The organism is Corynebacterium glyciniphilum AJ 3170, assembly GCF_007673095.1.
Taxonomy (GTDB): Bacteria; Actinomycetota; Actinomycetes; order Mycobacteriales; family Mycobacteriaceae; genus Corynebacterium.
The window spans coordinates 1-24794 of record NZ_VDYZ01000012.1; the positions used below are offsets into that span (position 1 = coordinate 1).

The 24794-nt window shown below is 63.6% G+C and carries 24 protein-coding genes; 18 read left to right on the forward strand and 6 right to left on the reverse strand.

The window, feature by feature from the left end:
• Nucleotides 1-85 precede the first annotated feature (85 nt).
• Nucleotides 86-421 carry a hypothetical protein gene (locus FS507_RS17630; protein WP_186314673.1) on the reverse strand — a complete coding sequence of 112 codons (336 nt, stop codon included), beginning with the start codon at nucleotides 419-421 and terminating at the stop codon, nucleotides 86-88.
• Nucleotides 422-662: 241 nt separating this feature from the next.
• Between FS507_RS17630 and FS507_RS12190 the strand changes: the two genes are divergently transcribed.
• The 3 genes from FS507_RS12190 to FS507_RS12200 are packed head-to-tail and all read left to right on the forward strand — an operon-like array spanning nucleotide 663 to nucleotide 3522.
• Complete coding sequence (locus FS507_RS12190) at nucleotides 663-1262, forward strand: recombinase family protein (RefSeq protein ID WP_145943069.1); 600 nt, start codon at nucleotides 663-665, stop codon at nucleotides 1260-1262.
• A gap of 35 nt (nucleotides 1263-1297) precedes the next feature.
• Entirely contained in the window at nucleotides 1298-2719 is a 1422-nt protein-coding gene (locus FS507_RS12195) for a Mu transposase C-terminal domain-containing protein (RefSeq protein WP_145943070.1), read from the forward strand.
• Nucleotides 2716-3522 (forward strand): AAA family ATPase, encoded by an 807-nt coding sequence (locus tag FS507_RS12200; protein WP_145943071.1) that lies wholly within the window; start codon nucleotides 2716-2718, stop codon nucleotides 3520-3522. Before FS507_RS12195 ends, FS507_RS12200 begins: the two co-directional genes overlap by 4 nt.
• A 235-nt stretch (nucleotides 3523-3757) precedes the next feature.
• On the opposite strand, the gene FS507_RS12205 is transcribed toward FS507_RS12200, so the two are convergent.
• Nucleotides 3758-4705 carry an NAD(P)/FAD-dependent oxidoreductase gene (locus FS507_RS12205; RefSeq protein WP_145943072.1) on the reverse strand — a complete coding sequence of 316 codons (948 nt, stop codon included), beginning with the start codon at nucleotides 4703-4705 and terminating at the stop codon, nucleotides 3758-3760.
• A gap of 111 nt (nucleotides 4706-4816) precedes the next feature.
• Here FS507_RS12205 and FS507_RS19135 point away from each other — a divergent pair, with 111 nt between their 5' ends.
• The 4 genes from FS507_RS19135 (at nucleotide 4817) to FS507_RS12225 (ending at nucleotide 8320) form a co-directional block, all read left to right on the forward strand.
• On the forward strand, nucleotides 4817-5257 hold the full coding sequence (locus FS507_RS19135) for a MarR family winged helix-turn-helix transcriptional regulator (protein WP_369008443.1): 441 nt from the start codon (nucleotides 4817-4819) through the stop codon (nucleotides 5255-5257).
• Between the two features lie 224 nt (nucleotides 5258-5481).
• Complete coding sequence (locus tag FS507_RS12215) at nucleotides 5482-6033, forward strand: recombinase family protein (protein ID WP_260853392.1); 552 nt, start codon at nucleotides 5482-5484, stop codon at nucleotides 6031-6033.
• A gap of 157 nt (nucleotides 6034-6190) precedes the next feature.
• Entirely contained in the window at nucleotides 6191-6649 is a 459-nt protein-coding gene (locus FS507_RS12220; protein ID WP_145943075.1) for a hypothetical protein, read from the forward strand.
• 747 nt (nucleotides 6650-7396) lie between these two features.
• Entirely contained in the window at nucleotides 7397-8320 is a 924-nt protein-coding gene (locus tag FS507_RS12225; RefSeq protein WP_145943076.1) for a hypothetical protein, read from the forward strand.
• A gap of 81 nt (nucleotides 8321-8401) precedes the next feature.
• Here FS507_RS12225 and FS507_RS12230 read toward each other — a convergent pair whose 3' ends face one another.
• Nucleotides 8402-9904 (reverse strand): recombinase family protein, encoded by a 1503-nt coding sequence (locus tag FS507_RS12230; RefSeq protein WP_186314674.1) that lies wholly within the window; start codon nucleotides 9902-9904, stop codon nucleotides 8402-8404.
• A gap of 43 nt (nucleotides 9905-9947) precedes the next feature.
• Between FS507_RS12230 and FS507_RS12235 the strand changes: the two genes are divergently transcribed.
• Together FS507_RS12235 and FS507_RS12240 are read left to right on the forward strand one after the other, a co-directional pair.
• Nucleotides 9948-13109, forward strand: a complete 3162-nt coding sequence (locus FS507_RS12235) for an FtsK/SpoIIIE domain-containing protein (protein ID WP_145943078.1) — start codon at nucleotides 9948-9950, stop codon at nucleotides 13107-13109.
• Nucleotides 13106-14323, forward strand: a complete 1218-nt coding sequence (locus tag FS507_RS12240) for a type VII secretion-associated protein (RefSeq protein ID WP_145943079.1) — start codon at nucleotides 13106-13108, stop codon at nucleotides 14321-14323. Before FS507_RS12235 ends, FS507_RS12240 begins: the two co-directional genes overlap by 4 nt.
• Here FS507_RS12240 and FS507_RS12245 read toward each other — a convergent pair.
• Nucleotides 14292-15548, reverse strand: a complete 1257-nt coding sequence (locus FS507_RS12245) for an alpha-hydroxy acid oxidase (RefSeq protein ID WP_145943080.1) — start codon at nucleotides 15546-15548, stop codon at nucleotides 14292-14294. The genes FS507_RS12240 and FS507_RS12245 overlap by 32 nt on opposite strands.
• A gap of 81 nt (nucleotides 15549-15629) precedes the next feature.
• The gene (locus FS507_RS12250) at nucleotides 15630-17315 is read right to left on the reverse strand and encodes an L-lactate permease (protein WP_145943081.1); all 1686 of its coding nucleotides are present in this window, start codon (nucleotides 17313-17315) and stop codon (nucleotides 15630-15632) included.
• A gap of 162 nt (nucleotides 17316-17477) precedes the next feature.
• On the opposite strand from FS507_RS12250, the gene FS507_RS12255 reads away from it, so the two are divergent.
• The 9 genes from FS507_RS12255 to FS507_RS12295 all read left to right on the forward strand — a co-directional run bounded on the left by FS507_RS12255 (nucleotide 17478) and on the right by FS507_RS12295 (nucleotide 23884).
• Complete coding sequence (locus FS507_RS12255; RefSeq protein WP_145943082.1) at nucleotides 17478-18200, forward strand: FadR/GntR family transcriptional regulator; 723 nt, start codon at nucleotides 17478-17480, stop codon at nucleotides 18198-18200.
• A gap of 140 nt (nucleotides 18201-18340) precedes the next feature.
• On the forward strand, nucleotides 18341-18625 hold the full coding sequence (locus tag FS507_RS12260) for a WXG100 family type VII secretion target (protein ID WP_145943083.1): 285 nt from the start codon (nucleotides 18341-18343) through the stop codon (nucleotides 18623-18625).
• Between the two features lie 41 nt (nucleotides 18626-18666).
• Nucleotides 18667-18948 (forward strand): WXG100 family type VII secretion target, encoded by a 282-nt coding sequence (locus FS507_RS12265; RefSeq protein ID WP_145943084.1) that lies wholly within the window; start codon nucleotides 18667-18669, stop codon nucleotides 18946-18948.
• Nucleotides 18949-19201: 253 nt separating this feature from the next.
• Entirely contained in the window at nucleotides 19202-19645 is a 444-nt protein-coding gene (gene rplM / locus FS507_RS12270) for a 50S ribosomal protein L13 (protein ID WP_038546481.1), read from the forward strand.
• Nucleotides 19642-20190, forward strand: coding sequence for a 30S ribosomal protein S9 (gene rpsI / locus FS507_RS12275; RefSeq protein WP_145943085.1), 549 nt, complete (start codon nucleotides 19642-19644; stop codon nucleotides 20188-20190). Before rplM ends, rpsI begins: the two co-directional genes overlap by 4 nt.
• Nucleotides 20191-20332: 142 nt before the next feature.
• A complete protein-coding gene (gene glmM / locus FS507_RS12280; RefSeq protein ID WP_145943086.1) occupies nucleotides 20333-21679 on the forward strand; it encodes a phosphoglucosamine mutase in 1347 nt (448 codons plus the stop codon).
• A 161-nt stretch (nucleotides 21680-21840) separates the two neighbouring features.
• Nucleotides 21841-22158, forward strand: a complete 318-nt coding sequence (locus FS507_RS12285; protein WP_145943087.1) for a hypothetical protein — start codon at nucleotides 21841-21843, stop codon at nucleotides 22156-22158.
• On the forward strand, nucleotides 22158-23672 hold the full coding sequence (locus FS507_RS12290; RefSeq protein WP_145943088.1) for a hypothetical protein: 1515 nt from the start codon (nucleotides 22158-22160) through the stop codon (nucleotides 23670-23672). The genes FS507_RS12285 and FS507_RS12290 overlap by 1 nt, the downstream gene beginning before the upstream one ends.
• Nucleotides 23666-23884, forward strand: coding sequence for a hypothetical protein (locus FS507_RS12295; protein WP_186314675.1), 219 nt, complete (start codon nucleotides 23666-23668; stop codon nucleotides 23882-23884). The genes FS507_RS12290 and FS507_RS12295 overlap by 7 nt, the downstream gene beginning before the upstream one ends.
• Before the next feature lie 13 nt (nucleotides 23885-23897).
• Here FS507_RS12295 and FS507_RS12300 read toward each other — a convergent pair whose 3' ends face one another.
• Complete coding sequence (locus tag FS507_RS12300) at nucleotides 23898-24794, reverse strand: alpha/beta hydrolase (protein ID WP_186314676.1); 897 nt, start codon at nucleotides 24792-24794, stop codon at nucleotides 23898-23900.

The following is a 24794-nucleotide window of genomic DNA, read 5'->3' on the forward strand; positions in this document are numbered from 1 at the left end:
GAACACGACCGTCGCACTGACGGCGTGACTACACCCTGTCACCTATCCGCGCAGCAGTCCCCTGTGGTCCAGGTTGTCTGACGGGTCACTGCTGGCTGCAGGGAAGCGGTGGACTGGCTTCACCGATGCAGAGGAAGAAGTGGTTAACGAGGCTTTCGGTGTTGTTCTCAACGACTACACCATCGAGAGCGAGGCTAGAGGCATCGACGACACTGTGTTCTTGTGTCGGGAAGCCAATGAGCCGTTCGCAATACGTGATGGTCGCCTGATCACCGGGCAACAGCAGTACAGCAGCGCGCTGGCTGCCGGTCTGGTCATAGAAGCGCTCGACGAACTCTAGGGTCACGGCCCTGGAGCCGAAGCACTGTGTCGGTGTGAGGAAAGTACTCTTCGCTCCTTCCTCACGCCTGATCTTCTTCACACCGGAAACGATTGCTGTCGTATCCTTCCACGGTGCGACGGTCCGGATTATTGGAATAGCAGCCACTGGGCCGCTCCCCAGTTGTCTCAATAATCTAAAGGTTTACAAGACACATGAAGCAAGCGCGTCAAGAACCATGACTCCTGCGGGAACAGGCAGGAAAACTGTCTCGCTAACCTGTCTTACCGTAATGTGTTCCATCTTCTTCCATGCCGGGGGTTAGTGAGGCATGATGGTGGGCATGAGACTGTTGGGCTACACCCGGGTATCCACCGTCGGCCAGGATCCGACACTTCAACACGACGCCTTGCACACCGCCGGGGTCCAGAACCGTGATGTCTTCAGCGACGTCACCTCCGGGGCGAAGAACGCGACCGAACGTCCCGGAATGAAGAAACTTCTCGCCTACGCCCAACCCGGGGACACGGTAGTGGTGTGGCGCATCGACCGGCTGGGCCGATCCCTGCTCGACGTACTCAACACGGTGAACCTGCTGCGCGAACGAGAGGTGAAGATCAAGTCGGTCTCTGACGGCATCGACCCGGAGACGTCCTCGGGCCGGTTGATGCTCGGGATGCTCGGCACGCTGGCTGAGTACGAACGAGAACTGATCACCGAACGTGTCAACGCTGGCATCGCCGCAGCGAAAGCCCAGGGCACCCGCTTCGGCCGACCACCTGTGGATCCAGAGGTGGTCGACCGCAAGCTCGCCATCGTCGCCGAGGAACGAGCCAAAGGCCGTAGCGCCGAAGACGCCGCGAGCATGGTCGGCTGGTCGCGGGCAACACTGTACCGCCATCTGCAGGGCGCCAAACGACGACAGTCAGCACTGCCCGCCTGATGCAGGCACAATGATCAGGTCGTGAGGTGATGGTGATGGACGAGATGCAACGCTGGAAGATCCTTCGCCTGCACATCGAAGACGGCATCACCCTGACCGACCTGGCACGAACCACCGGCGTTAGTACCCGCACTCTATCCCGGTGGGCTGCCCGCTACCGGGCCGACGGAATCCGCGGTCTACGCACCACCACACGATCCGATGCCGGGGCACATCGCATATCCGCGGAACTGGTCGCCTACATAGAACACCTCGCGCTCACCAGACCGCGGCCATCGATGGCCGCCCTGCACCGCCTGGTGAGTAGCCGAGCTCAGCAACTATCGCTGAAACCACCCAGCTACGCCACGGTGCGTAGCATCATCCAAGATCTTGACCCGGCGATGGTCACCCTCGCTCTGGAGGGTCCGACGTCCTACCGGGATCGACACGAGCTGGTCTACCGGCACCGGGCTGAGTCCCCCAACGCCATCTGGCAGGCCGATCACACCCAACTCGACATTCTCATCCAGAACCCGGACGGCACCCCGACTCGCCCCTGGCTCACCATCATCATCGACGACTACTCCCGGGCAGTGTGCGGCTACATGGTCACCATCACCGCACCCTCGGCGATGAACACCGCCCTGGCACTACGCCAGGCTATCTGGCGGAAAACAGACCCCACTTGGGCGATGTGCGGTATTCCCGATGTCCTCTATGTCGATCACGGCTCCGATTTCACCAGTGGTCACATCGCATACACCACGACAGCGTTGAAGATCCGGATTATTTATTCGACCATCGCTCGTCCGCAGGGCCGTGGCAAGGTCGAGCGGTTCTTCAGCACCGTCAACACCGAACTTCTCACCACCCTGCCCGGTCACCTTGCCCCGGGCGTCCGCAATCCACACCCGGTCCTGGACCTGCCGAGCCTGGATACCGCTGTCGGTGAGTTCATCAGCAGCTACAACCAGCGCACTCATTCTTCGATCGACACCAGCCCGAAGGCCGCGTGGATCGGACAGGGATGGATTCCCAGGATGCCGGAGAACCTGGAAGAACTCGACGGGCTCCTGCTGCGGGTCTCCACCCACCGCCGGGTGCAGCGAGACGGCATCCACTTCCAAGGCCAGCGCTACCTTAGCCCGACTCTGGCACCTTTTGTCGGCCATGACGTCACCATCCGCTACGACCCGCGGGATCTCTCCGAGATCCGGGTGTACGACCGCGACACGTTGCTGTGCGTCGCCGTGGATGAAGACCATCCCAATCAGCGCTACAGCCTGGCAGATATCCAGGCCGCTCGTCGACGTCGACGGCGTCAACTACGTGCCGGAATCAACGAGCGTATCCCCACTCATGAACCACGCCCAACAGACCGTGCCCCTGTGAACCCCGATGTGAACGCCGAAACGCCACGTCCGCGTGGCCGTACGTCTCGCCTGCGGACCTATGAAGAGGACCTGTCACCATGAGCCGCGACTTCATCGTCACCAAAGAGCACCGCCGCTTCGTCGAGTTCGCCAACGCCATCCGTAAAGACACCACCATCGGTATCTGCCATGGTGATGCAGGAGTCGGGAAAACACAGTCCGCCAGACGGTACGCTCACTGGGATGCCCTTGGTACGTTCATCGACGCCTGGGGGCCACGCAGCGAATCGGACCTGGCCATCTACGCGACGGCCCATCGGACCCGGACCATCTTCTACACCCCTGAGGTCCAACCGAAGTACCGCGTGCTGATCAAGGACGTCGAATTCTACCGAAAACGCCTCGACATTTGCATTGACCAACACCTCATCAACACCGGGAAGGTCAGCAAAATAAACCCGAGGACTCCCCGGGCCACGGAGTTGATCATCATCGACGAGGCAGAACGATTGCCTCCCACCGCCCTGGAGATGCTTCGCGACATCCATGATCGTGACGGTGTGGCGATCATGTTCATCGGCATGCCCGGCATCGACCAGCGCTTCCGGCACTACCCCCAGCTGTTCAGTCGGCTGGGATTCTCGCATCGCTACCGTGCCCTGGGCAAAGACGAGCTGCTGTTCGTGCTCAATCGTCACTACAAGCGCCTGGGTAGAGAACTTGACCCGGAGGACTTCACGGATGCGCAGGCCATCGCCGCGATCGAGCGGCTGACCCGTGGGAACTTCCGCGTGGTGGAGCGATTGTTCCCGCAGATCAAGCGGGTGTTGAAGATCAACGAGTTGGAGACCATCACCGACGATGTCATCGAAGCCGCGGCCAGCACCCTGGTCCTCGGACACTGACTAGGGCATGCTATAGCCACCACGGCATGCCATGGGCATCGATCCACTCGCGATGACGGTAGCTGATGCTGTGGCGCAGGGGGCTCTCCATGCAGGTCGAGGGGGATTGTCGCGCAATGTACGTCATGCCACCAGGCAGCGCTAAAATCTTCCAGCCAACAGATTCCGCCCAAGGAAGAAGCTGTTGAAGGCCACGATGGGTGGCCGGACCAGGAATGTCTTCGATCCACGGTTGTCAGGCCAGGCCGAGCAGGGTGTCGTTGATGTTGATAGCCGCAGTTGCACCGGCTGCTGCGGCATTAACGATCTGATCTGGTGATGAAATGACGTTTCCAGCTGCCCAGATACCCGGCACGCTCGTGCGCCCGTGTTGATCCGCTTGAATCCAATCGTCCCCATTGACAGCACATCCAGCTCCGCGAAGTAGCTGGTCGTTTGGCTTAAAGATAGGGCCGACGAAAACCGCTCCGGATCCCTTGGAGTCTCCATTGTCCAATGTCACCGTGCATCCGCCCTCCTCGTTGTCCGCTACGTGATGAACGGATTGCTCGAGAACATCGATGCCGCGCTGACGCAGATCGGACCACTCCGTCTCGGTGAGGTCCATTCCACAGGTGACCAGTGATACTGTACTAACCCAGTGGCGCAACAACTTGGTCTGCTTCAGGACGAAGCGCTTATTGTCGCCCCCGAGCACAACAACTTCTTGTGCGGGGTCAAGTTGCGCCCCGTGGCAGTAGCTGCAGTGATGGACTGTGCGTCCCCACCCCTCGGCGACGCCGGGAATGCTGGGAAGAATATCTGTGATGCCGGTCGCGACAAGGACGGCTCGCGGCCGCAAATTTAGGGTATCGGTCATCAGTGTCAATGCGCCGACGCTGGGGGTCCGCTCCGATACGTCAATCGACTGCACGGTTCCGGGGACCACCTGCCCACCGTAGGATTCAACTTCGCCTCGTCCTCTCTCCAGCAGCTGCTGTGGTGACATCCCATCCCTAGTGAGATATCCGTGTGAGTGCTCAGCAAAACGGTTCCGAGGCAGACCGCCGTCAATGATGAGTACCCGACGCCGGGCCCTGGCCAGCGTGAGCCCAGCACTTAGGCCAGCTGCGCCCGCGCCGATGATGACAACCTCGGGTTCGATGTCTTGCATTGATTCCTCCGTTGGTAGTGTGATGGACATACACACAATCGTATACTAGTTAACGATAAGGCGGCGGGTATGACACCTGGACGGCGCGGCGAGGTCATCGAACGGTGGTTGCGCAAGAATCCTGACCTGGATGACCGGACGATGTCAGTCGTGGGTTGCTTCAAACTGATCCACGAGGCTCTGGAGCGTGCTTCGGAAAGTGCTTGTGAACAGCAAGAGTTAAGTCCCGCTGAGCTGGAAGTTCTCGTCCCTCTGCGTCACAGTAGCGAGCAAATGACCGGGGCAAAGCTCGCTCGCGACTTGGGAATGACGCGAGCAGGGGTGGCTAAGCATCTCAGGCGCCTTGAGCAACGGGAGTTACTGCAGCGATCTTCCGTTCCGGGGGATCGGCGATCCGCATCAGTAGCTCTCACTCCCCGAGGGGAGCGCGCTGTGGATCAGACCTTTGGTTTGGAGCTCGCCGAACATGCTCGTCTACTCCGTCCAGTTGTCGGTGATACTGAACTCTACGATGCCGTGGTGAAGATTGCCGGTCTGATTGCTGGGCTCGCTGATGCAGGCCTAGACGAGGGTGCCCAATAGTAGTGATTCGAGCCAGCCTGATCAGGCAGCCGCGTGGCTGAAACTGGTCGTTACCGCCGATTGGCGACTCTGGTGTGCCAATCAGGGGCCGTCGGAGTCCCGCAACCCTGCCTGCAGGATGACATGTAGCGATCCAGAAAACGAGCCATATAGCGAACAAGCTCACAGGGTAGTAGTTATATTGCACAGATTTGTTGGGAGAACTGGAAGTGAATGGACAAGTAGTGGGGTATGCCCGAGTGTCGGCGGCGGATCAGAACCTGGATCGTCAGCTCGCCGCGCTGGGCGATGTCGACAGGTTGTTTTCCGAGAAGGTCTCTGGCAAGAGTACTGACCGCCAACAGCTCCGCGAGATGTTGGACTATGTCCGGCAGGGTGACACGATCCGGGTGAAGTCACCTGACCGGCTCGCCCGGTCGACGACGGACTTGTTGGCGATGGTCGAGAAGATGAAGGACAAGGGGGTAGCGGTGGAGTTCGTGGACAACCCGGCGTTGAACACGAACACCCCTCAGGGGGAGTTCATGCTGACCATCCTTGCTGCGGTCGCGCAGCTCGAACGGGCGACCACCCGTGAACGGCAGGCTGAGGGCATCGTGGAGGCGAAGAAGCGAGGCGTCTACGAGAAGAAGGCGAAGCTGACGACGGAGCAGATCGAGGGTGCGAGACAGAACATCGACATGGGTGTGCCGAAGGCTGTGATCGCCCGTGATCTGGGAGTCTCCCGGTCGACGCTGTACGCGGCGCTGAACGGGACAGGGAAGTATTCGGAGTAGGTCGGCCCGGTGAGAAGCGGGGGGTGCTCAACTCAACGGGGCCTCGCCGCAGGGGGGATGCGGCTGAGGTGAGTATGGCACAACCTCCCGTGTCCATGTGTCCGTTTGACTAACAACCTGCGCTCGGTGTCCGAGCGCCCCTGTATTCTCAGTCTCCATGGACACCTACACTGATGAAGCGAACAAGTGGGACTTTGTCTCGAAGCAGAACGGCCACGTTCATGCCGGTCTACGGCTCTCGTTGGGGTGGAGCGTCAACTGGGCTGTCACAGCACAAGACAGTGCGTACGCGGACGAGGAAGAGCTTTCCGACTATGAGATCTTTCGCCGGTGGCTCTTGATGGCGACTGGCAATCCTGTTGAGGACGAGATCAAGATCACGTGGAGCGTACGCGGTGAAGGAACGGCTGAGTGGGCACCACTGACCGGTGCAGAGGATGACTTCCTCACCTACTTCCGAACGCCTACCAATGCGATCACGGGTGACGAGATCAATTGGCTGCGTCTTCCGGTGCAGCCTGACCACACTTTCCTGAGCGCCTCCGGGTGGGAGCCGGCACCGCTGCAGCCAGCCGTGAGCTTGCGGATGCTCGAAAGGCGATTTAATGGTTACTGACAACGGATACAGGTAAGAAGTCGACTCTGCGTGATGGGCCTGCACGCGGATAATAGTCATTTTGACGAGAGATGTGGAGTTAATGGCAAATTTTGGCGAGTATCGAGACGTAGTAGGGCACCTAATAGGTGCATCTTCCAGGTCTGGTTGGGCAGCCGCGAGGCTACCTATTGCAAGCGCTGAAGAGGCGAATCGTCTGATTAAGAGTGCGTTTATTTTTCACGAACATGCTCCTCAGCCGAATCGGAAGAGTGGGGAATACATTTCGGTCCTCAATCCGTCTAGTAAAGAGGACGCGGCACCTAACTCGATAAGTGCTAAAGTCGGCACTGGTCGCCAGCCGCTACACGTGGACGGTTCTCACTTGCCTCAACCGCCGAAGTTTATAGCTATGTGGTCCTGGGAAGTCAGCACAACACCAACCCTTTTGTATAGTGACCCGATCAAGGATCTATGCGAAGCGGCTGGGCAAGGAGTTTTCATGGTGCGCCCGGGGGAGGGGGGTAAGGACTTTCTGGCTACAGCCCACGATAGTAAAGGTTTGCGATTTGATCCCTTGTGCATGACCCCTATGGATACCTACTCTTCGAGGATCACTCGTGCGATGGAGAATCCAAGTGAGGACAGGGTAGGGAGATTTGAGTGGGACGTTCCCGGCAAGGTATTGCTGATACGTAACAGGATGATACTTCATGCGAGGGAAGCAGTCTCTGACGGTGACGAGAATAGGGCGATATATCGTATGGCATGTTCAGAAAGGCAGAGATGATTCCATTTTCGCCAGACGCGTTCTGGTTAAAGGCAAAACTCTTCACCAATCGGGCGACTGATCCTGATGATGGTCGAACTGAGGATGAGCGGCGTTTTTGGGCTTCGCTCAGTCTTGAGCTACTTGCGAAGTGGTCCCTTGCCAAGACCTCGAGAGTTCTAGTGGTTGATCCGGGGCATGGAGGGGGAGAGCAGCTATATAAGGCACTAGGACTAAGGGACAGTGTCGACCATGTCACTGTGACAGCGACGACTGCTTTTAAGCGCTGTGATGCGTTGTACAAATCTTTCGATCTTAAGACGGCGAAGAAGATTTCCGATGCGAGGAATGAGTACGTCCACGGTTTCGAAGTTCCAATAATGCATTTGCCTGATAGTGCTTGGTGGTCTCAATATTGGTCACTCGTCAGCGTTTTGTTGGCTGCCCATTCCCTCGAGCCATCCGCCCTGGTTGGGAATGCTCAAGCGCGGCAGGTGGAAGAGCATCTTGAAGAGAATAGTCGGTGGTTGGAGCAGAGGGTGGAAGCGCTGATAGAAGCTTCGGAGCTAAATCTTAGGAGGTTTGAGTCCGACTCGATGCCACCGACCGAGGCAGAAAGGTGGAAGTATCGTGACGATTTCACTGCCGGCATGAGATATTCCTCGGTGGCTACGTGTCCTGCGTGTGGCAATTTAGGAACCGTTGAAGGTGAGGCAGTAAATAACGTAAGCTCAGGGCCGAGTCGTGACTTCTTCGGTGATCAAATTTACGAGGTCGCTTTTTCGGGAGAGTTTTTCGCTTGCACGACGTGTCATCTGATTTTAGATTCGTGGGATTTGATGCGTGCTGCGGGGCTGGATGAAGAATACTACGTTGAGGTTGAGCCCGACTTGTATACGGAGCCGGAGTATGGGAACGATTAAAAGCATCGTGTTCTCCAGTTCCGAAATCGGAATGTAAGGTGAGGGTCTTGGCGCTCTGAGACAGAGGCAACAAGTTTGGCCTTACGTCCTAGGCTTCCCGAAGTCGATGTCGATGCGGTCCAGGTCGCGGCCACCACCACGGCGGGTAGTCCGTTGGATCGTCACCGTGGCCAGGGCGTCCAGGACAGCTCGACGGGACGCCAGGGGAGCGTCCTCCCACCAGGTGATGGGATCGAGTGCTGCTTCCGCCACGTCGACCAGGACACCGGAGCGGTCGCGGGCCTGTAGGGCCTGGTCGATCTTCTCGAGGTCGGAGTTCAGCCGGTTGTTGGCTGTGGTGGCCTGAGCGACAGTCAGCTGGCGCTGACCGAGCGCATCACCGATCTCACGGAGCTGCACCCTGATGGCCTCGCGGTCGGTCATCAGCTGTGCGACCTCCTCACTTTCGCCGGAGACCTCAGCGATAGCGTCCTGGATGTCGTGCTCGGCCAGGCGGGCCAGCAGAGCTTCCCGGACATACTCGTCTGTGTAGGCCATGCGGATGGTGACGTGGTGGCCACGGGGACCGTCGGGGGTCGAATGCCTGGAGGAGTCGGCGTTGCGGCAGGTGTAGGCCATGACGGGCTGACCGTGCTTGTCCTTGCCGTCGTGCCAGGAGACCATCGTGGCACCGCAACCACCACATCGGTACAGGCTGGAGCCGAGGTAGGTGGCTGACCGTCCGGGGCGGGAGTTGGTGCGACGGTCGGGGTTGGAGAGCAGTGCGACGACGGCACGGTGCTGGTCAACAGTGATCAGTGGCTCCCATTGGGCCTGGACGTCGGGGTACTCCTCGTCCTTGTACCGGACGATCCCGGCGGCGTCCTTGCGCATCAGTGAGTTCCGGAAGGTGGTGCCGGACCAGCGTGCACGGGTCTTCTCGGACTGTCCCTTCTTCTTGCGCTCGGGGGCCCAGTAGTCCTCGCCCAGCTCATTGAGGCGGATCACCTGGGACCGGACGGAAGCACCGGAGAGTACGGCCTCGACAGCGCGGCGGTACTCGCGGGCCTCGTGGGGAACGACCTCCCAGGTGCGGTCACCGTCACCGGTACCGACGATGCGGTAACCGAACCGACGACCGCCCAGGGGCGGCATCCCGGCCAATGCCCGTTGTTTTGAAGCTGAGGAGATGCGCTTGGACTTGATGGCGGACTCCCACTGGCTAACCGCGCTGGACAGGGTAGAGAACAGGTTGGCGTTGGGGTCTTCCAGGTCCATCTCTCCGCCGTTGACATAAATGAGCCTGACCCCTGCCAGGCGAGCACCGGCCTTGAACGTCTCGGCGGTGATGACGTCGCGGGCAATGCGGTCGGGGGCGTAGGCCAGGACAGCGTCGATGGTTCCTGCGGCCATCGCGTCTTTCAACGCCTGGAAGCCGGGGCGGTGTTTCCCGGTATAGGCAGAGACGTCGTTGTCACTGTGGACGACGGACACCGTCAAGCCCATACGTTGGGCCAGGTCACGGCATTCCGTCTCCTGTCGGGCGACTCCGGCACCGTCCTGATGGTCCTCGGAGATGCGGGTGTAGATGGCTGCTGTCGTCATGCCACAATGATACCCCTGTAATCGCTTTTGCATATTCCCGTTGATGATGCTGGGGAGTCTGGCGATGATGATCAGCCCTGGTGGGCAGGACGTCGACGAGGTCCGCAGGGGATTCCACCGGCACCTGGACGCGTTGTCGGATTCCCTGCACCGGGCGCGTCGGGACCAGTGGGAGCGTGCGGCGGCGACTCAGCCGCATCCGCAGTCGTTGTGGACGTTCGCGGACGCAGGTTCCCCCGGCGGGGAGCAGACACATGATGTCCGGCAGGTTGAGCCGGGTGTGGTGCGTATCGGGACAGCGGTGCAGACCCCGGATGATCCGCTGGAGATACCTGTGGATGCCCCTCCGGAGGACCTGGAACCGGTGTGCGCCACGACATTGCGGAATCTGGCCGGGAGTTACGCCACCATCGATGCTCCGGTGGCCGTCGACTTGCGGGAGTTCGATTGCGTCGTGGTCACCGGCGAGGGGGCGCCGGGGCTGGTCAGGGCGATGCAGGGGCAGATCGTGGTCGGGGATGACCCTGGGGTTCGTGTCACGGGTCCGCATGACCGGTGGCTGTCGGGGGACGGTGCGCTGCACGTGCGTTTCGTGCACCTCGGAGGGGCCGGGGGAGGCGACCAGGGAGGCGACGCGGTAGGTCTCGGTGGTGATGTCCCGGTCCCGTTGTCCGGAGCGGTGACGGTGCTGGCTGATCCGGGGTCGGTGGCACCGGTGTGGCATGAACTGGCCGCGACCGGTGGCCTGCTGCTCCATGCGCAGGACGGGGTGCTGTCCGCCTGGACGGTCGACGGATGGCGCCCGTTCGCCACCGCGGATGAGTTGAGTGACGTGGAACTCGCCGCCGTGTGCCGGTCGCGGTCGGTGAGTCGGGCGTCCCGTTCGGTGTTGGACGTACCGGGCGGGGGCTTGCGCGCGGCCATCGGTTTCTCGCCGGCTCCGGTGTACCTGGACATCCGGGAGGCGGCGCAGGGTGGCATCGGCCCGCACGGGTTGTGTATCGGGGCGACCGGCAGCGGCAAGTCTGAGCTGCTCCGGGCGGTGGTGACCAGCTTCGCGCACCGGCATTCCGCAGAGGAACTGAACTTCGTGTTGATCGACTTCAAGGGCGGTGCGGCATTTGCGGGGATGGAGCGGTTGCCGCACACGTCGGCGGTGATCACGAACCTGTCGGACGAGGCGGTCCTGGTGGACCGGATGCAGGATTCCCTGCTGGGGGAACTGCACCGCCGCCAGGAACGCCTCCATGCCGCGGGTCTGGCCACTGCTGCGGAGTACAACCGGGCCTACCCGGGGACGATGCCGGCGTTGTTCGTGATCGTCGACGAATTCTCCGAGCTGCTGCATGCACGCCCGGAGTTCGCGGAGGTCTTCGCCGCCATCGGACGCCTGGGGCGGAGTCTGCAGATCCACCTGCTGTTGGCGAGTCAGCGGCTGGAGGAGGGCAGATTGCGTGGTCTGGAGTCGCACCTGTCGTACCGGATCGCACTGCGGACGTTCTCGGCGACGGAGTCGCGTCAGCTCATCGGGTCGACTGCGGCATATGAGCTTCCCTCGACGCCGGGATCGGCGATCCTGAGTTCCATCGACCAGGTCCGGTTCCAGGCCGCGTATGTCTCTGGCCCGGAAGCTCCGCTGGATTCCCGACTGGTGCGTGAGCTGGGTGTGGAACCGGAGTCGGCGGGCACCACCATGGATCTGGTGATCGACCGTCTGGAGGGGCCGAACCGCACTCCGATCTGGTTGGAGCCACTGCCGGAGTTGCTGCCGGCCAGCGCGGTGATGGGTGAACCCGACCCGCCGCCCCTCGCTCTGACGGTACGGTTGGGCCTGGAGGACCTCCCGTTCGACGGTGTGCAGCGTGCGTTCCTCCTGGATCTGCGGCGTCGTCACTGGGCCGTGGTGGGGCAGCCGGGGACGGGGAAGACGACGCTGGTGCGCTCGCTCGTCCTGGGACTGGCCCTGAGCTCACCGGGCGTGGGGATCTACGTGGTCGACCCGGGTGGCTCCCTGCATGACCTCGGGAGGCTGCCGCAGGTGGCGGCGGTGGTGGGAGCTGAGCTTCTGCCCCGGCTGCTGGATGAACTGGAGCAGGATGATCCCGACGGGGCAGTGGGGCACCGGGTCCTGGTCGTCGACGGCCTCGATGCCGTCGGTGACGAGGACCGGCGGCTCGCAGCACTCGTCGCCGGCGGCATGGAACGCGGTGTGCACGTGGTCGTGACCTCATTGCGGTGGACGTTCCGCCCCGGCCTGCGCGACCTGCTCACCGGGGCGGTGGAGTTGCGGCTCACCCCGTCGGAGTCGGTGTTCCGCGATGCCCAGCGCATACTGCCGGACCACCCGGGACGTGGAGTGTCACCGGACGGTAAACACCTGCAGGTCGCGTACTCCGACGCCCAGGATGTCGAGCACGTCCGCAAGGTCAGCGTGGCCCGCGGAGAACAGTCCAGGACGATGCGGGTCCTGCCTGAGGTCGTCGGCGCCGGGGAACTGGATGAGGCGTCCGGGGCGGGCATCCCCGTCGGTGTCGGTGGCCGGCGGCTGTCGACGGTGTGCTGGGATCCCGACACATTCCCGCACCTGACCGTCGTGGGGCAGTCGAGGGCGGGCGGGACGACGACACTGCACACCGTCGCGCAGGGCGCGGCGGACCGGGCGGGGACGGAGGTGCTGTCCACCGACGTCCGACGAGGGCTTCTCGGTGCGCCGGGTTACCGTCCCGTTGCGACGTTCATCACGGTCCTGACCCGGTGGATCGAGGAACTCACTGCACGCATCCCCGGTGAAGAGGTGGAGCTGACGCCGGAGAGCCTGCGGGAGCGCTCCTGGTGGAGCGGTACCGACCGGGTCATCGTCGTGGACGACCTGGACCAGTCAACCGACCTGGCCTCGGCGGTGGACCAGTTGGTCCCGCTGCTCCCTCACGCGGCGGACATCGGGCTGCACCTGGTGACAGCCCGTCGCAGTGCACTGGTGGGGCGCACCGCCTACACCCCGTTGATGCAGGGCACCCGGGACCTCACGGCGTGGATCCTCCTGTCGGCACCCAGGGAGGACGGCCCGGTCGCCGGCCAGGTGCTGTCACCGCGTCCGCCGGGAAGGGGAGTGCTTGTCCAGGGGACGGTCGAGGACATACAGGTGGCGACGGTCAGCCAGGTTGACGGGTCTGAAGCTGTCGACGCCGTGGAGGTCGGGGCATGAGCGCCGGAATGGTGGCCACGGCGGTGGCGCTCACGGAATCGGGGATCCTGGTCAACGGCCTGTGCGTCACCGATCTGTTGAGTGGTTACGAGGTGCGGTGCACGGACCCGGAGCTGGACCCGGAAACTGAGGAGGGTCAGGAGGGCCAGGATGGTTACGGTGGCCACGATGGCACTGACGGGGGAACCGGTGCCCCGGTGTTCCGTGGTTCCGTGGTGCCTTTACACCGGCTGGAGGCGGTCCGGGAACTGGTGGAGGAGGTTCTGGAAGCCAGAGCTGCTGACCCTGAACTCACCAGTGCGAATCCGGTCGTGCCACGTACGGTGTTTCCCTGGGGCATCGGTGCGCACACGACGGATATCCTCGTCACCGGCCCCGACAAAGACGCCACCGCCGCCTACCTGCGGATGACGGGGGTGCGGGCGCGGACCGTGGATGTCAGTCAGGCGCTGCGACTGGCCGGTGACCTGGCCGAAGCGCAGGCGGAGGTCGCCGACCCCGCGCCGCCGCCGGTGGCTGTGCCGGATGACGAGCCCGACCAGGCTGAAAAGGGTGGTCGGATGCTGTCGCGCCGGGTGCTGATTCTGACTGCCGTCTCCGTGACACTGGTGGGGCTCGTTGTGGGCGTCGGACTACTGCGGCCTGCCGGGGCACCGGGTGCCTCGGATACCTCGGGTGCCTCGGAGACGGCGGCGGATGCAGGGATCACCCCGGTCCAGGACGGGGATCCGGGGGAGCAGTCGGCGACCACGACGGCTGCTGTTCCGGATGCCACGGGGTGGCGTGAGTTGAGTCCGGGCGACCGTGCCCCGGAGGAGGTGGCCGGGGACCCCGTCACCGCCGTATCTGTCGATGTCGCCGGATGGAGGATGACCGAGAGCACGTCCGACAGTGAGATCTGGACCTCTGACGACGTCGGGATGCGCGTACTCATCGCCGCCCGTCCCACGCCGGTGGGTACGCAGGGTGAGTTGGATGCGGCGATGCTTGGAGCGCTCGACGCGCTCGACGGCAACGGTGACATCAGGGTGACCGACCGGTCCCCGGTCGCCTACGAGGAGTACTTCCCCGATTCGACGACGTCCTGGCGGGTCCGGTTGGTGGACGGCCACCAGGTCTCGGTCGGATGCCAGTACCGTGAGGCCTCCGATGACCGCCGGGAGGTCTGTGAGCGGTTCACCGCTACTGCCCGAGTGACCGCCGCGACGGGTTGACCCGGTTGAACCGCGTGAGTTGGGTGACATGCTCGGGGCCGAGTTCTCCGAGACTGGTGACCTGCAGCAGTTTCATGGTGCGTTCGATCTGGGAACGCAGGATGCTGATCGTCCGGTCGACGCCGTCGCGTCCGCCGGCCATGAGGCCGTAGAGGTAGGCACGTCCGATGAGGGTGAAGTCCGCGCCCAGTGCGATCGCCGCCACGATGTCCGCACCGTTCATGATGCCGGTGTCGATGATGATCTCCACGTCGTCACCGACGGCACGTCGGACCTCGGGCAGCAGGTGGAAGGGGACCGGGGCGCGGTCCAGCTGGCGTCCGCCGTGGTTGGACAGGGTGAGGGAGTCGACGCCGAGGTCGACGAGGGTCCGGGCGTCCTCCACGTTCTGGACGCCCTTGACGGAGATCCTGCCGGGCCACATCTCGCGGATGACCTCAAGGTCCTTGTAGTTGATGGTGGGGTCCATCGCGGAGTCGAGGAGTTCGCCGACGGTGCCTCCGGTGGAGGACAAGGACGCGAACTCCAGTGGCGGGGTGGTCAGGAAGTCGTACCACCACCACGGACGCGGGATGGCGTCCAGGATCGTTTTCGCGGTGAGCTGCGGGGGGATCGAGAAGCCGTGGCGGGTGTCGCGCATGCGGTTGCCGGCGACGGGGGCGTCGACGGTGAAGAACAGGGTATCGAAACCCGCTTTCGCCGCGCGTTCGACCAGACCGTAGGAGATGTCGCGGTCCTTCATCACGTAGAGCTGGAACCAGTTCCGGCCGTGCGGGTTGGTGGCTCTGACGTCTTCGATGGAGGTCGTCCCGAGTGTCGACAGGCTGAAGGGGATACCGGCGGCTGCGGCGGCGCCGGCACCGGCGACCTCTCCCTCGGTCTGCATCAGGCGGGTGAAACCGGTGGGCGCGATGCCGAAGGGGAGGGCGGATGTTCCACCGTGGATGCTGGCGGTGGTGTCGATCTGGGAGGCGTCCTTGAGGATCGACGGGTGGAACTCGATGTCCTCGAAAGCCTGGCGGGCCCGGGCGATCGAGATCTCCTCCTCGGCGGCGCCGTCGGTGTAGTCGAAGGCGGAGGCGGGTGTGCGACGTTTGGCGATCTTACGCAGGTCGTAGATGGTGAGCGCGGAGTCCAGTCGACGCTTTCTGGCGTTGAACTCGGGCTTCTTGAACTGCATGAGGTCGAGGATCTCGGAGGGGTTGGGGAGTTGACGCTTGACCATGGTCACTTTCCTTGTCGTTGTCGGGGACTGTCGCTTGTTGTCTGTGGTCTGACCACAGTTGTCTGTTGTCGAGGTTACGCGTTAGGGCAGCATCCACTGCAGGACGGTGGCCTGGAGGCCGTTGATCACGCAGATCGCCACCAGCATGCCGAGGCTCCACCACATCACCTTCCGGAGGATCTCCGACTCGCGGCCGGCCAGACCCACGGCGGTGGCGACGATGGTGAGGTTCTGCGGACTGACGAGTTTCCCGACAACGCCACCGGAGGTGTTGGACGCCACCATCAGTGCGGGGTCCAGGTCCGCCTGGGTGGCGGCTGTCTGCTGCAGCGTGGCGAACAGGGCGTTCGCGCTGGTGTCCGAGCCGGTCACCGCGGTGCCGAGCCACCCGAGTACCGGTGCGAAGAAGGCGAAAGCGGCACCCGCGCCCGCGATCCAGTGGCCGATGGTGATCGTCTGGCCGGACTGGTTCATCACGTAGGCCAAGGACAGAACCGCGGCGACGGTGAGGATCGAGAAACGCATCTTCACCAGGTTCCCCCAGTAGGCCCGGACTGCGACTGCCGGGGAGACCCGGTACACCGCGGTCACGATGACACCGGTGATCAGGAGCAGGGTTCCGGGTGAGGACAGCCAGGGGAAACTGTAGACGGTGGCCGTCGACACGTCCCCCTCGGCGGTCAAGACATGGCCGTCGAGCCCGGGCCAGGAGAGCGTGAGATCGGTGGAGGCCAGGAAGTCCTTGACCGGATCCCACAGCTTGGCGATCGAGAAGATCACGATGACAAGCAGGTACGGGAACAGGGCCATCACGGTACGTGAGGTGGTTAGCTCACGGGTGGTGGTCTCGGTCTCGGCGGAAGCGCTGGTCACGTCCTGCACCTCGCCGGACTCCTCTTCGCGTTGCCGTTCGGTGAGGAGCCGTTGCCGGGCTTCGGCCGTCCCCTCGGGACGCCAGAACCGGAGCATTATCACGGCGACGGCGAGGCCGCACAGCGCCGAGATGATGTCCGTGAGCTCGACGGAAATGTAGTTGGCGGCCACGAACTGCACCACCGCGAAGACCGCACCGATGGTCAGGGCGATCGGCCAGCACTGTTTCAGACCCTTTCTGCCGTCGACCAGGAGGCAGAGGAAGAGTGGAACGACCAGGGCGATGAACGGCGTCTGTCGACCGACGATGCTGCCGATGTGCTCATAGTCGATGCCGGTCAGTGCACCTGCGGTGATGATAGGGGTCGCGATGGCGCCGAAAGCCACTGGTGCGGTGTTCGCAACCAGAACGGCGACAGCCGCGCGCATCCGGGCGAAACCGACGGCAAGCAACATGACGCCGGTGATGGCCAGAGGCGCGCCGAAACCGGCGAGGGCCTCGAGCATGCCGCCGAAACAGAAGGCGATGAGGATCGCCTGGATCCGGGGGTGGTCGGAGATCCGGTCGATGACGGCCCGCAGGTCGAGGAACCGGCCCGAGCGAACCGTGATTTCGTAGAACCAGATCGCGGACACGACGATCCACATGATCGGGAACAGTCCGAAGACCGCACCTTGTGTCGCGGAGAGTCCGGCCAGGTCGGCGGGCATGCCGTACACGCTGACGGCGATGACGAGAGATACGGCGAGGGCGGCGAGACCTGCCCAGTGGGCACGCCACCGTAGGACGCCGAGTGTGACGAACACTGTGATGAGAGGGAGGAGGGCTACCAGTGAAGACAGGAACAGGTTGTCTGCGACTGGCGCGAGGTCGGGCAGGTAAGTGGAACTCATGATGTCCTCGTGGATGGTGTGGGGACGTGTGGAGGTGTACGCCACATGGTCGTGATGCCGACCACAGCAGTGGTCAGACCACAGCGTAGATCACGTCAAGTTTTGCGGTCAAGACATTTTCCTGTTCGCTCCGCGGGTGGGGGGACATGGTAGAAAAAGACCATGACTGACGAACCTGCCTGGACACCGGTCCCCCGCATCCGGACTCACCAGATGGTCGTCGACGCCATCGAGAACCAGATCCTTTCGGGCACGCTCCATGTCGGTGATCTGCTTCCGGCGGAGCGGACCCTCTCTGAGCAGCTACAGGTCAGTAGGGCGGCCGTCCGTGAGGCGATCAGGGTTCTGGAGGGGCAGGGGGTGCTGGAGTCCAACGTCGGTTCCGGCCACAAGGCGGGGACGTTCATCGCGGCGATGCCTTCGGAGGCGCTGTCCAGGTTCCTGCGGCTGCATGTCGCACTGTCCAATTTCGGTCTGGCGGAGGTGGTGCAGACGCGCACCATTCTTGAAGTCGAGAGTGCCCGGCTCGCAGCGGTGGAGCAGGACGCCGACGCAGTGGCCGGTATGCGCTCCGCCGTGGCTGAGATGGATCGGGCGGGGGTCTCCCGGGAGGAGTTCAACGACGCCGACACCCGGTTTCATATCGCGCTCGCGCATGGCGCGGGGAACCGGCTGTTTGCGGACATGACCCAGGCGATCCGGGAATCTCTCCGGGTGCCGATTCTGAAGGGCTTCCGGAGCCAGGAGGACTGGGAGTCGGTGGCGGACACCCTGCGTGAGCAGCACAAGGCGATCCTCGCGGCTGTTGAGGGCGGGGACGCTGACACTGCCGGAGCGCAGATGGCCGAACATATTTCCACCGCCTACCGCGCACTGTTGGAGTAGGCCGGTCACAGGCCAGTCGAGGTTCCGACGGGGGGTCGGGAACCTTTCCTGCACCCGGTGAGTCTCTCTACGGTGACGTCTCCGGCACATGCCCGGGGAGCGGCATACAGAGTCCAGAGACAACGACAGGGGAGGGACCCATGAGCTTCAGAACAGCAACCGAGGTCATGCAGGCCACGGCAGGAAAAGTCGACACGGTCAACGACCAGGTGCAGTCCGAGCTGACCCGGCTGCAGGGCACCGTTGACGGCGTCGCGGGGGCGTGGAAAGGGGATGCCCAGGTGGCATTCGCCAATCTCATGGTCCGGTGGCGCGAGTCCGCACAGGAACTGAGGCAGGCGCTCGACGGCATCTCGGAGAACATCCGTGGCAACGCCCGGGCCTTCCAGCAGGTCGAGGACGACAACATCGCGGCATTCCGCTGACCACCCGACCATCATCGACACACCTCTGAAGGAATGACACCGTGATCCAGTACGACTTCGGCCACATCGCCCAGGCCTCCGCCGACATCCACGCCACCAACCGCAACATCAACGGCATGCTCGACCAGCTCAAGGGAGACATCGCCCCGATGGTGGCGGAATGGGAGGGGGAGAGCGCCACGGCCTACCAGACGGCACAGAAGCGGTGGGACGCTGCTGCCGAGGAACTCAACCAGGTGTTGCAGACCATCGCCAGGGCCGTGGACAACGCCAATTCCCGCATGAGCCAGATCAACACCAGCGCAGCGAACAGCTGGGCCTGACGCCGGCTCGTCCGTCCTGCGTGTGCCGTCGCCGTCCCCTCCGGGGAGGGCGACGGCATCGTTGTCGGCTGACTTGGTCCGGGAGGTGCACATCCGGTAATCTCCATCAGGTTGCGATCATCCATGTCCGTGTCACGGCACATCGGTGGTCGGCCCGCAGGTCCCCACCGGCCGCTGCGGGCGCCTCTCCCGGGGCTTCCCGGGATCGAGGGGTCTTCCGGCTGGCAGTTCCATGAAGACCAAGGAGTCATACATGACTACTTTCCACCCGAAGAGCGGTGACCTGACCCGTAAGTGGTACGTCATCGACGCCAATGACGTGGTCCTGGGTCGTCTCGCCACCCACGCAGCAGACCTGCTGCGCGGCAAGGGCAAGCCGATCTACGCCCCGAACGTCGACTGTGGTGACAACGTCATCATCATCAACGCGGACAAGGTTCACATCTCGTCCAACAAGCGGGACCGTGAGTTCCGTTACCGCCACTCCGGTTACCCGGGCGGCCTCAAGACGATGTCCCTGGGTCGCTCCATGGAGCTGCACCCGGAGCGCGTCGTCGCCGACGCCATCGTCGGCATGATGCCGCACAACCGGCTCAACCGCGAGTCCGCCAAGAAGCTCCGCGTCTTCGCCGGCTCCGAGCACCCCTTTGCGGCTCAGAAGCCCGAGTCCTACGAGATCAAGAAGGTGGAACAGTGACCGACAACGAGAACTACGAGGCCGAGTCCGTGGACGAAGAGGTCCTGGCCGCCACCGACGCCGTGAACGAGGAATTCGTCGCCAGCATCGGTGACTCCATCGCCGAGGTGTCCGAGGACGCCGAGGGTGACGATTTCGTCGCCGCCCCCACTGTCTTCGACGGCCCCATCCAGACCGTCGGTCGCCGCAAGGAGGCCGTCGTCCGTATCCGCATGGTGCAGGGCTCCGGCCAGTTCACCTGCAACGGTCGCACCCTGGAGGAGTACTTCCCCAACAAGCTGCACCAGCAGCTGATCAAGGCTCCGCTCGTCCTGCTCGAGCGCGAGAACCAGTTCGACTTCCAGGTCAACCTCAAGGGCGGTGGCCCGTCCGGTCAGGCCGGTGCGATGCGTCTCGCCATCGCCCGGGCCCTGAACAAGTACAACCCGGAGGAGCGCTCCGAGCTGAAGAAGGCCGGCTTCCTCACCCGCGACGCCCGCGCCGTGGAGCGCAAGAAGGCTGGTCTGCACAAGGCCCGTCGCGCACCGCAGTACTCCAAGCGCTGACTCGTACGGGTCTTCGCTCGACTGCAGCGCGGCCCCGCTGCCGCGCACGACAACGCCGTCCCGTCCCACACTCTGTGTGGGCGGGGCGGCGTTGCCTGTCGTTTGGGGGAGTTGGGGGCATGACGGTCTAGACTGGCACTCCATGAGCAGACTTTTCGGTACGGACGGGGTGAGGGGCCTCGCGAACAGGTCGCTGACGGCACCACTGGCACTGCGGTTGGGGGCGGCCGCCGCGCGTGTCCTCACGACGACGGGGCAGGGGTCGCAGCGCCGTCCCACGGCGGTCATCGGTCGTGACCCACGCGTGTCGGGCGAGATGCTGGCAGGTGCGCTGTCCGCCGGAATGGCGTCCCAGGGCGTCGATGTGCTGAATGTCGGTGTCCTCCCGACACCGGCGGTCGCGTTCCTCACCGACGACTACGGAGCGGACATGGGCGTGATGATCTCCGCGTCGCACAACCCGATGCCCGACAACGGCATCAAGTTCTTCGCGGCAGGTGGACGGAAGCTCGATGACTCCGTGGAGGACGAGATCGAGTCGGCCATGCTGGAGCTGGAGGAACAGGGCCCCACCGGAGCTGCGATCGGCCGGGTCATCGAGGAGTCCGGGGACGCCCTGGAGCGGTACCTGTTCCACCTGCAGGATGCCGCACCGCGGCCGTTGGACGGCATCCGGGTGGTTGTCGACTGCGCCAACGGTGCCGCCAGTCTCGCCGCGCCCATGGCCTACGAGGCCGCCGGTGCGGAGGTGGTAGCTATTCACAACTCCCCGAACTCCTTCAACATCAACGACAACTGCGGATCGACACACATCGAGGTCATCCAGCAGGCGGTCCTCGACCATCATGCGGACCTGGGTCTGTCCCACGACGGGGACGCGGACCGGTGCCTCGCCGTGGACTCTGAAGGAAAGGTGATCGACGGCGACCAGATCATGGCGATTCTCGCCGTGGACATGAAGGAGTCGGGCGAGCTGCGCAAGAACACCCTCGTGGCGACGGTGATGTCCAACCTCGGATTGACGCTGGCGATGAAAGAGCATGACATCACCCTGCGCCGTACCAAGGTCGGCGACCGCTACGTGCTGGCGGACCTCACGGCCAACGATTTTTCCCTGGGAGGGGAGCAGTCCGGCCACATCGTGATCCCGTCGCACGCGACGACGGGCGACGGCACCCTCACCGGTCTGCGACTGATGGCGAGGATGGCGGACACCGGAAAGTCTTTACGGGAACTGGCTGACGTGATGACGGTGCTCCCGCAGACCCTCATCAACGTCCCCGTGGAAGAGAAGGAACGGATCCATACCTCCGAGGTCGTTCGTCAGGCCATAGAGGCGGCGGAGGCCGAACTCGGTGACACCGGCCGAGTCCTGTTGCGTCCCAGTGGTACCGAGCAGGTCTACCGGGTGATGGTGGAAGCACCGACATCTGCGGAGGCCAAGCAGGTCGCTGGACGACTCGCGGCAGTCGTCGTCGCCGAAGGCTAGGCACGACCTTGCGTGGTTCCCCGGGGGAGGGAACCTTTCGGTACTCCGGTGAGTCTCTCTTGTCACGGACCGATGAACAGGTCGTTGACATGTGATGGCGCGTGACGGTAGTGGTGGCAATGGCCGGGCTCCGTCACCGGAGAGATGAAGGGGACGTGCCCATGGCACCGGATATCAGCAGACTCGGGGTGGACGTCGACGCCGCGCAGTCGGCACTGTCAGAGGCATTCACCGCGGTGGGGGTGAGGCAGGAGAGGATCCGGGCTGATGCCCCGCGTCGGACGGCCGAGAGTTACGGGCGTGGTCTCGGTGAACAGGCGGCTCGGCTGGTGGAGGTGCGGAGACGTGCTCATGAGGTGCGTCTGGCCCACATCGACCGGCTGCACCGGGGGCTGGAGAATACAGCGGGTACGTTGACCGCGGTCTCCGACACGGAGTGGGAGTCGCAGCGCGCGCTGGGCACAGGGGAGGGGCGGTGATGTCGGTACAGGCTGATCAGGCGCGGCTCACCGCCTCAGTGCGCAAACTCGATCAGGCGGGTACCACGGTGACCAGAGCCCTCCCCGCCGCCGTCCCCTGGATCATCACCGGAGTCACTGCGTTGGTCGAGTTCGCCGACGGTATGACGCTCGGCGGAGGCGATGACGACGGCGACGATAGAGCGGACGGCAAGGAGTCGAAGGAGTCGTCCGGGGGAAAGTCGGGGAAGGGAGGAGGGAAGAAAGGTGTGGTCGGCGAGGTGTTGTCCACGTTGAGGGACTACGTCGTCGGAATCAGCGGAGGTGTACTGGCCAACAAACTGGGTGCCGGCAGCGATGAGCATGAAGAACACGAGGAGACCGTGGACCACGCGGATGAGGCGGTGCTGAGCTGTGACCGCGTCCTGGAGTCCATCCAGTCCCTGTGCGCGGGAGAAGTCGAAGCGTGCGTGGACGGTGCTGTCACTACCGCGATGGGGTTGTTCGGGTCATCGAAGGCTCTGCAATCCACCGACCCGGTCGCGGCGCAGGCGATGCTGGAGGCCGCCATGCAGGTTCTCTGCTCTGCCGCAGACGGTGTGGGGAGCATGGTGGAGGGGCGGAACACACAGATGGGTGAGTGTCTGGAACTCACCATCACCGAGTGTCTCCCGGCTGCCGAGGAGGGGCAGTGCCGCACCCCGTTGGCCGCGGACCCGGCACCGGAAGCCGTGGCATCCGACTGCGACGTCGCACCCGTACCTCGGGACGTGGCTACGGTCGGGGCCTCATCCACGGTGCCGGTGGAATCCTGTCCTCCGCCGTCCGGCCAACAGCCCGCGTCGGGGACGGCATCAGGTGTCGCCGCAGTCGCGGCGACGTCCGTCGCCTCGGCAGGGCTGGGATCCTCGCTCACGCCGTCGTTGCCGTGCCCTCCAGTGGTGACCATGCCCGATCTCGCAGGCGAGATCAGCGGGTGGGTCAGAGGGGCGGTCGAAGGGGCGGTCGAGGGGGCGGTGAACATTGCCGTCGAGAACTCCGGGTCGCTGATCGACGTGGGCGGTATCGACGTCAACCTGTGCCCTCCTGAGACATCTGTGGAGGATGGGAGCGGAGACTGCGTGGTTGAGCCAGCTGAACCCGAACCGTGTGAACCGGAACCGTGTGTGCCGGAACCTGAGGAACCGGAACCGTGTGAACCGGAGGAACCCGACGCTCCGGCACCCTCCACGGTTGATCCTGAGAAGGGGTTCGACAAGAGCACGTACGTTCCGGGGACAGCCACCGCGGGAGACGGGGCGGACCAGCCTGCGTCTCCTGTCGAGGCCGATTTCCCGCCGGCTGTGGATCCTGCTGCCGCGGCCGATTCATCGGAACCGTCGGAAACGTCTGGGTCTACCGGAGACTCTGGGGCCTCTGGGGCCTCCGAAACTCCGGAGAACGCCGCTACCGACGACGGGTGGGCACCGGATGTATGGCTGACAGGTGAAAAGTCCGGTGACGCACCGTCGGTGGCGAGGAGCGGGCAGTGGTGAACACCAGAAGTCCCATAGAGGCAGCACTGGACACCTACGTCCAGGTTGTCGGCACCGCGACGGAGAAGTTCCAGCGACAGATGGATGAAGCGACCCGCCTGCTGAAGGAGGCAGGAATGGAGGACCCCACCGAGCCCTCCGGGTCTCGTTCGGAGACAGGCAGCGGCACCGGACGCACGTCGGGGCGCCGAAGCCCCGGCATCTTCGACTGACGACGGGCAGTAGTCAGGCGCGGAGAGCCTCATTCACCGCGTCGAGCGGATCAGCGAATTCAGGCAACTTCTCGAAGAGTTCTCCGCGGTTCTCGACCTCGGAGTTCTTGATCTTCGCCTCCGGATCCCGGAAGCCCGCATAGTGCTTGTCATCCTCTGCGAGGATGAAACCGGTGGCCAGCGACCGGATGAAATCCTGCGCAGCGAGTTCGAGTCCGCTGTTCGTCGTCAGGAACTTACGGATCAGCTTCTCGTGGAATCCGGACGCCGACGCTTTTGAGATCCGGCGGAACACCACCGGGCCTCCCCACAGAGCAGCGACACGCTCCGGCTCGCCGGCCTCGATCCCCAACGAGCGTCCCGGGGCGAGGACGAGGCCGGGTGCCTGCACGTGCCGCGCGGCCTGGTAGCAACTCGGCGAGGTGTCCGACGGGTGGATCGCGATCACGCCGGCGACCGTCGGCCGGTCACGGTAGTGCTTCTTGGCAGGTTCAGCGGGAGCCCGTCCCGTCGCGGCCAGGATGGCGGCACCGGCACCCATGCCGTGCCCGGCGAAGAACAGTTTGTTCGGGTCCACTGTGATGTTGCCGACGCCCAGCCGGACCCCCGACAGGATCTGCAGGCAGGACTCCAGGTCCGAGGCGAAACCGCGGTGATTCGGCAGGATGCCGCGCTCAGTGTCCGGTGCGGCCACGGCGATACCCCAGCTGGCCAGGTGGCGCAGGGTGGCATGGTAGCCGTCCACGCCGACCCGCCAGTCGTGGCCGAATGCCACGCCGGCGATTGCCTTGCCCTCAGCAGGCGTGTAGATACGGCCGGGGATTCCGGCGAAGTCGAGTTCGCCGACCAGGACCCTGTGCGGGCCCCGTTTCTCCAACCGGGGGACCAGGTTCTTCACGTTGTCTGCCAC

Bases quoted from the DNA above. Each gene is read 5' to 3' on its own strand.
- FS507_RS12190 (WP_145943069.1), top strand. From the start codon at position 663: ATGAGACTGTTGGGCTACACCCGGGTATCCACCGTCGGCCAGGATCCG.
- FS507_RS12195 (WP_145943070.1), top strand. From the start codon at position 1,298: ATGGACGAGATGCAACGCTGGAAGATCCTTCGCCTGCACATCGAAGAC.
- FS507_RS12200 (WP_145943071.1), top strand. From the start codon at position 2,716: ATGAGCCGCGACTTCATCGTCACCAAAGAGCACCGCCGCTTCGTCGAG.
- FS507_RS12205 (WP_145943072.1), bottom strand. From the start codon at position 4,705: ATGTCCATCACACTACCAACGGAGGAATCAATGCAAGACATCGAACCC.
- FS507_RS19135 (WP_369008443.1), top strand. From the start codon at position 4,817: ATGTCAGTCGTGGGTTGCTTCAAACTGATCCACGAGGCTCTGGAGCGT.
- FS507_RS12220 (WP_145943075.1), top strand. From the start codon at position 6,191: ATGGACACCTACACTGATGAAGCGAACAAGTGGGACTTTGTCTCGAAG.
- FS507_RS12225 (WP_145943076.1), top strand. From the start codon at position 7,397: ATGTTCAGAAAGGCAGAGATGATTCCATTTTCGCCAGACGCGTTCTGG.
- FS507_RS12230 (WP_186314674.1), bottom strand. From the start codon at position 9,904: ATGACGACAGCAGCCATCTACACCCGCATCTCCGAGGACCATCAGGAC.
- FS507_RS12235 (WP_145943078.1), top strand. From the start codon at position 9,948: ATGATGCTGGGGAGTCTGGCGATGATGATCAGCCCTGGTGGGCAGGAC.
- FS507_RS12240 (WP_145943079.1), top strand. From the start codon at position 13,106: ATGAGCGCCGGAATGGTGGCCACGGCGGTGGCGCTCACGGAATCGGGG.
- FS507_RS12245 (WP_145943080.1), bottom strand. From the start codon at position 15,548: ATGGTCAAGCGTCAACTCCCCAACCCCTCCGAGATCCTCGACCTCATG.
- FS507_RS12250 (WP_145943081.1), bottom strand. From the start codon at position 17,315: ATGAGTTCCACTTACCTGCCCGACCTCGCGCCAGTCGCAGACAACCTG.
- FS507_RS12255 (WP_145943082.1), top strand. From the start codon at position 17,478: ATGACTGACGAACCTGCCTGGACACCGGTCCCCCGCATCCGGACTCAC.
- FS507_RS12260 (WP_145943083.1), top strand. From the start codon at position 18,341: ATGAGCTTCAGAACAGCAACCGAGGTCATGCAGGCCACGGCAGGAAAA.
- rplM (WP_038546481.1), top strand. From the start codon at position 19,202: ATGACTACTTTCCACCCGAAGAGCGGTGACCTGACCCGTAAGTGGTAC.
- glmM (WP_145943086.1), top strand. From the start codon at position 20,333: ATGAGCAGACTTTTCGGTACGGACGGGGTGAGGGGCCTCGCGAACAGG.
- FS507_RS12285 (WP_145943087.1), top strand. From the start codon at position 21,841: ATGGCACCGGATATCAGCAGACTCGGGGTGGACGTCGACGCCGCGCAG.
- FS507_RS12290 (WP_145943088.1), top strand. From the start codon at position 22,158: ATGTCGGTACAGGCTGATCAGGCGCGGCTCACCGCCTCAGTGCGCAAA.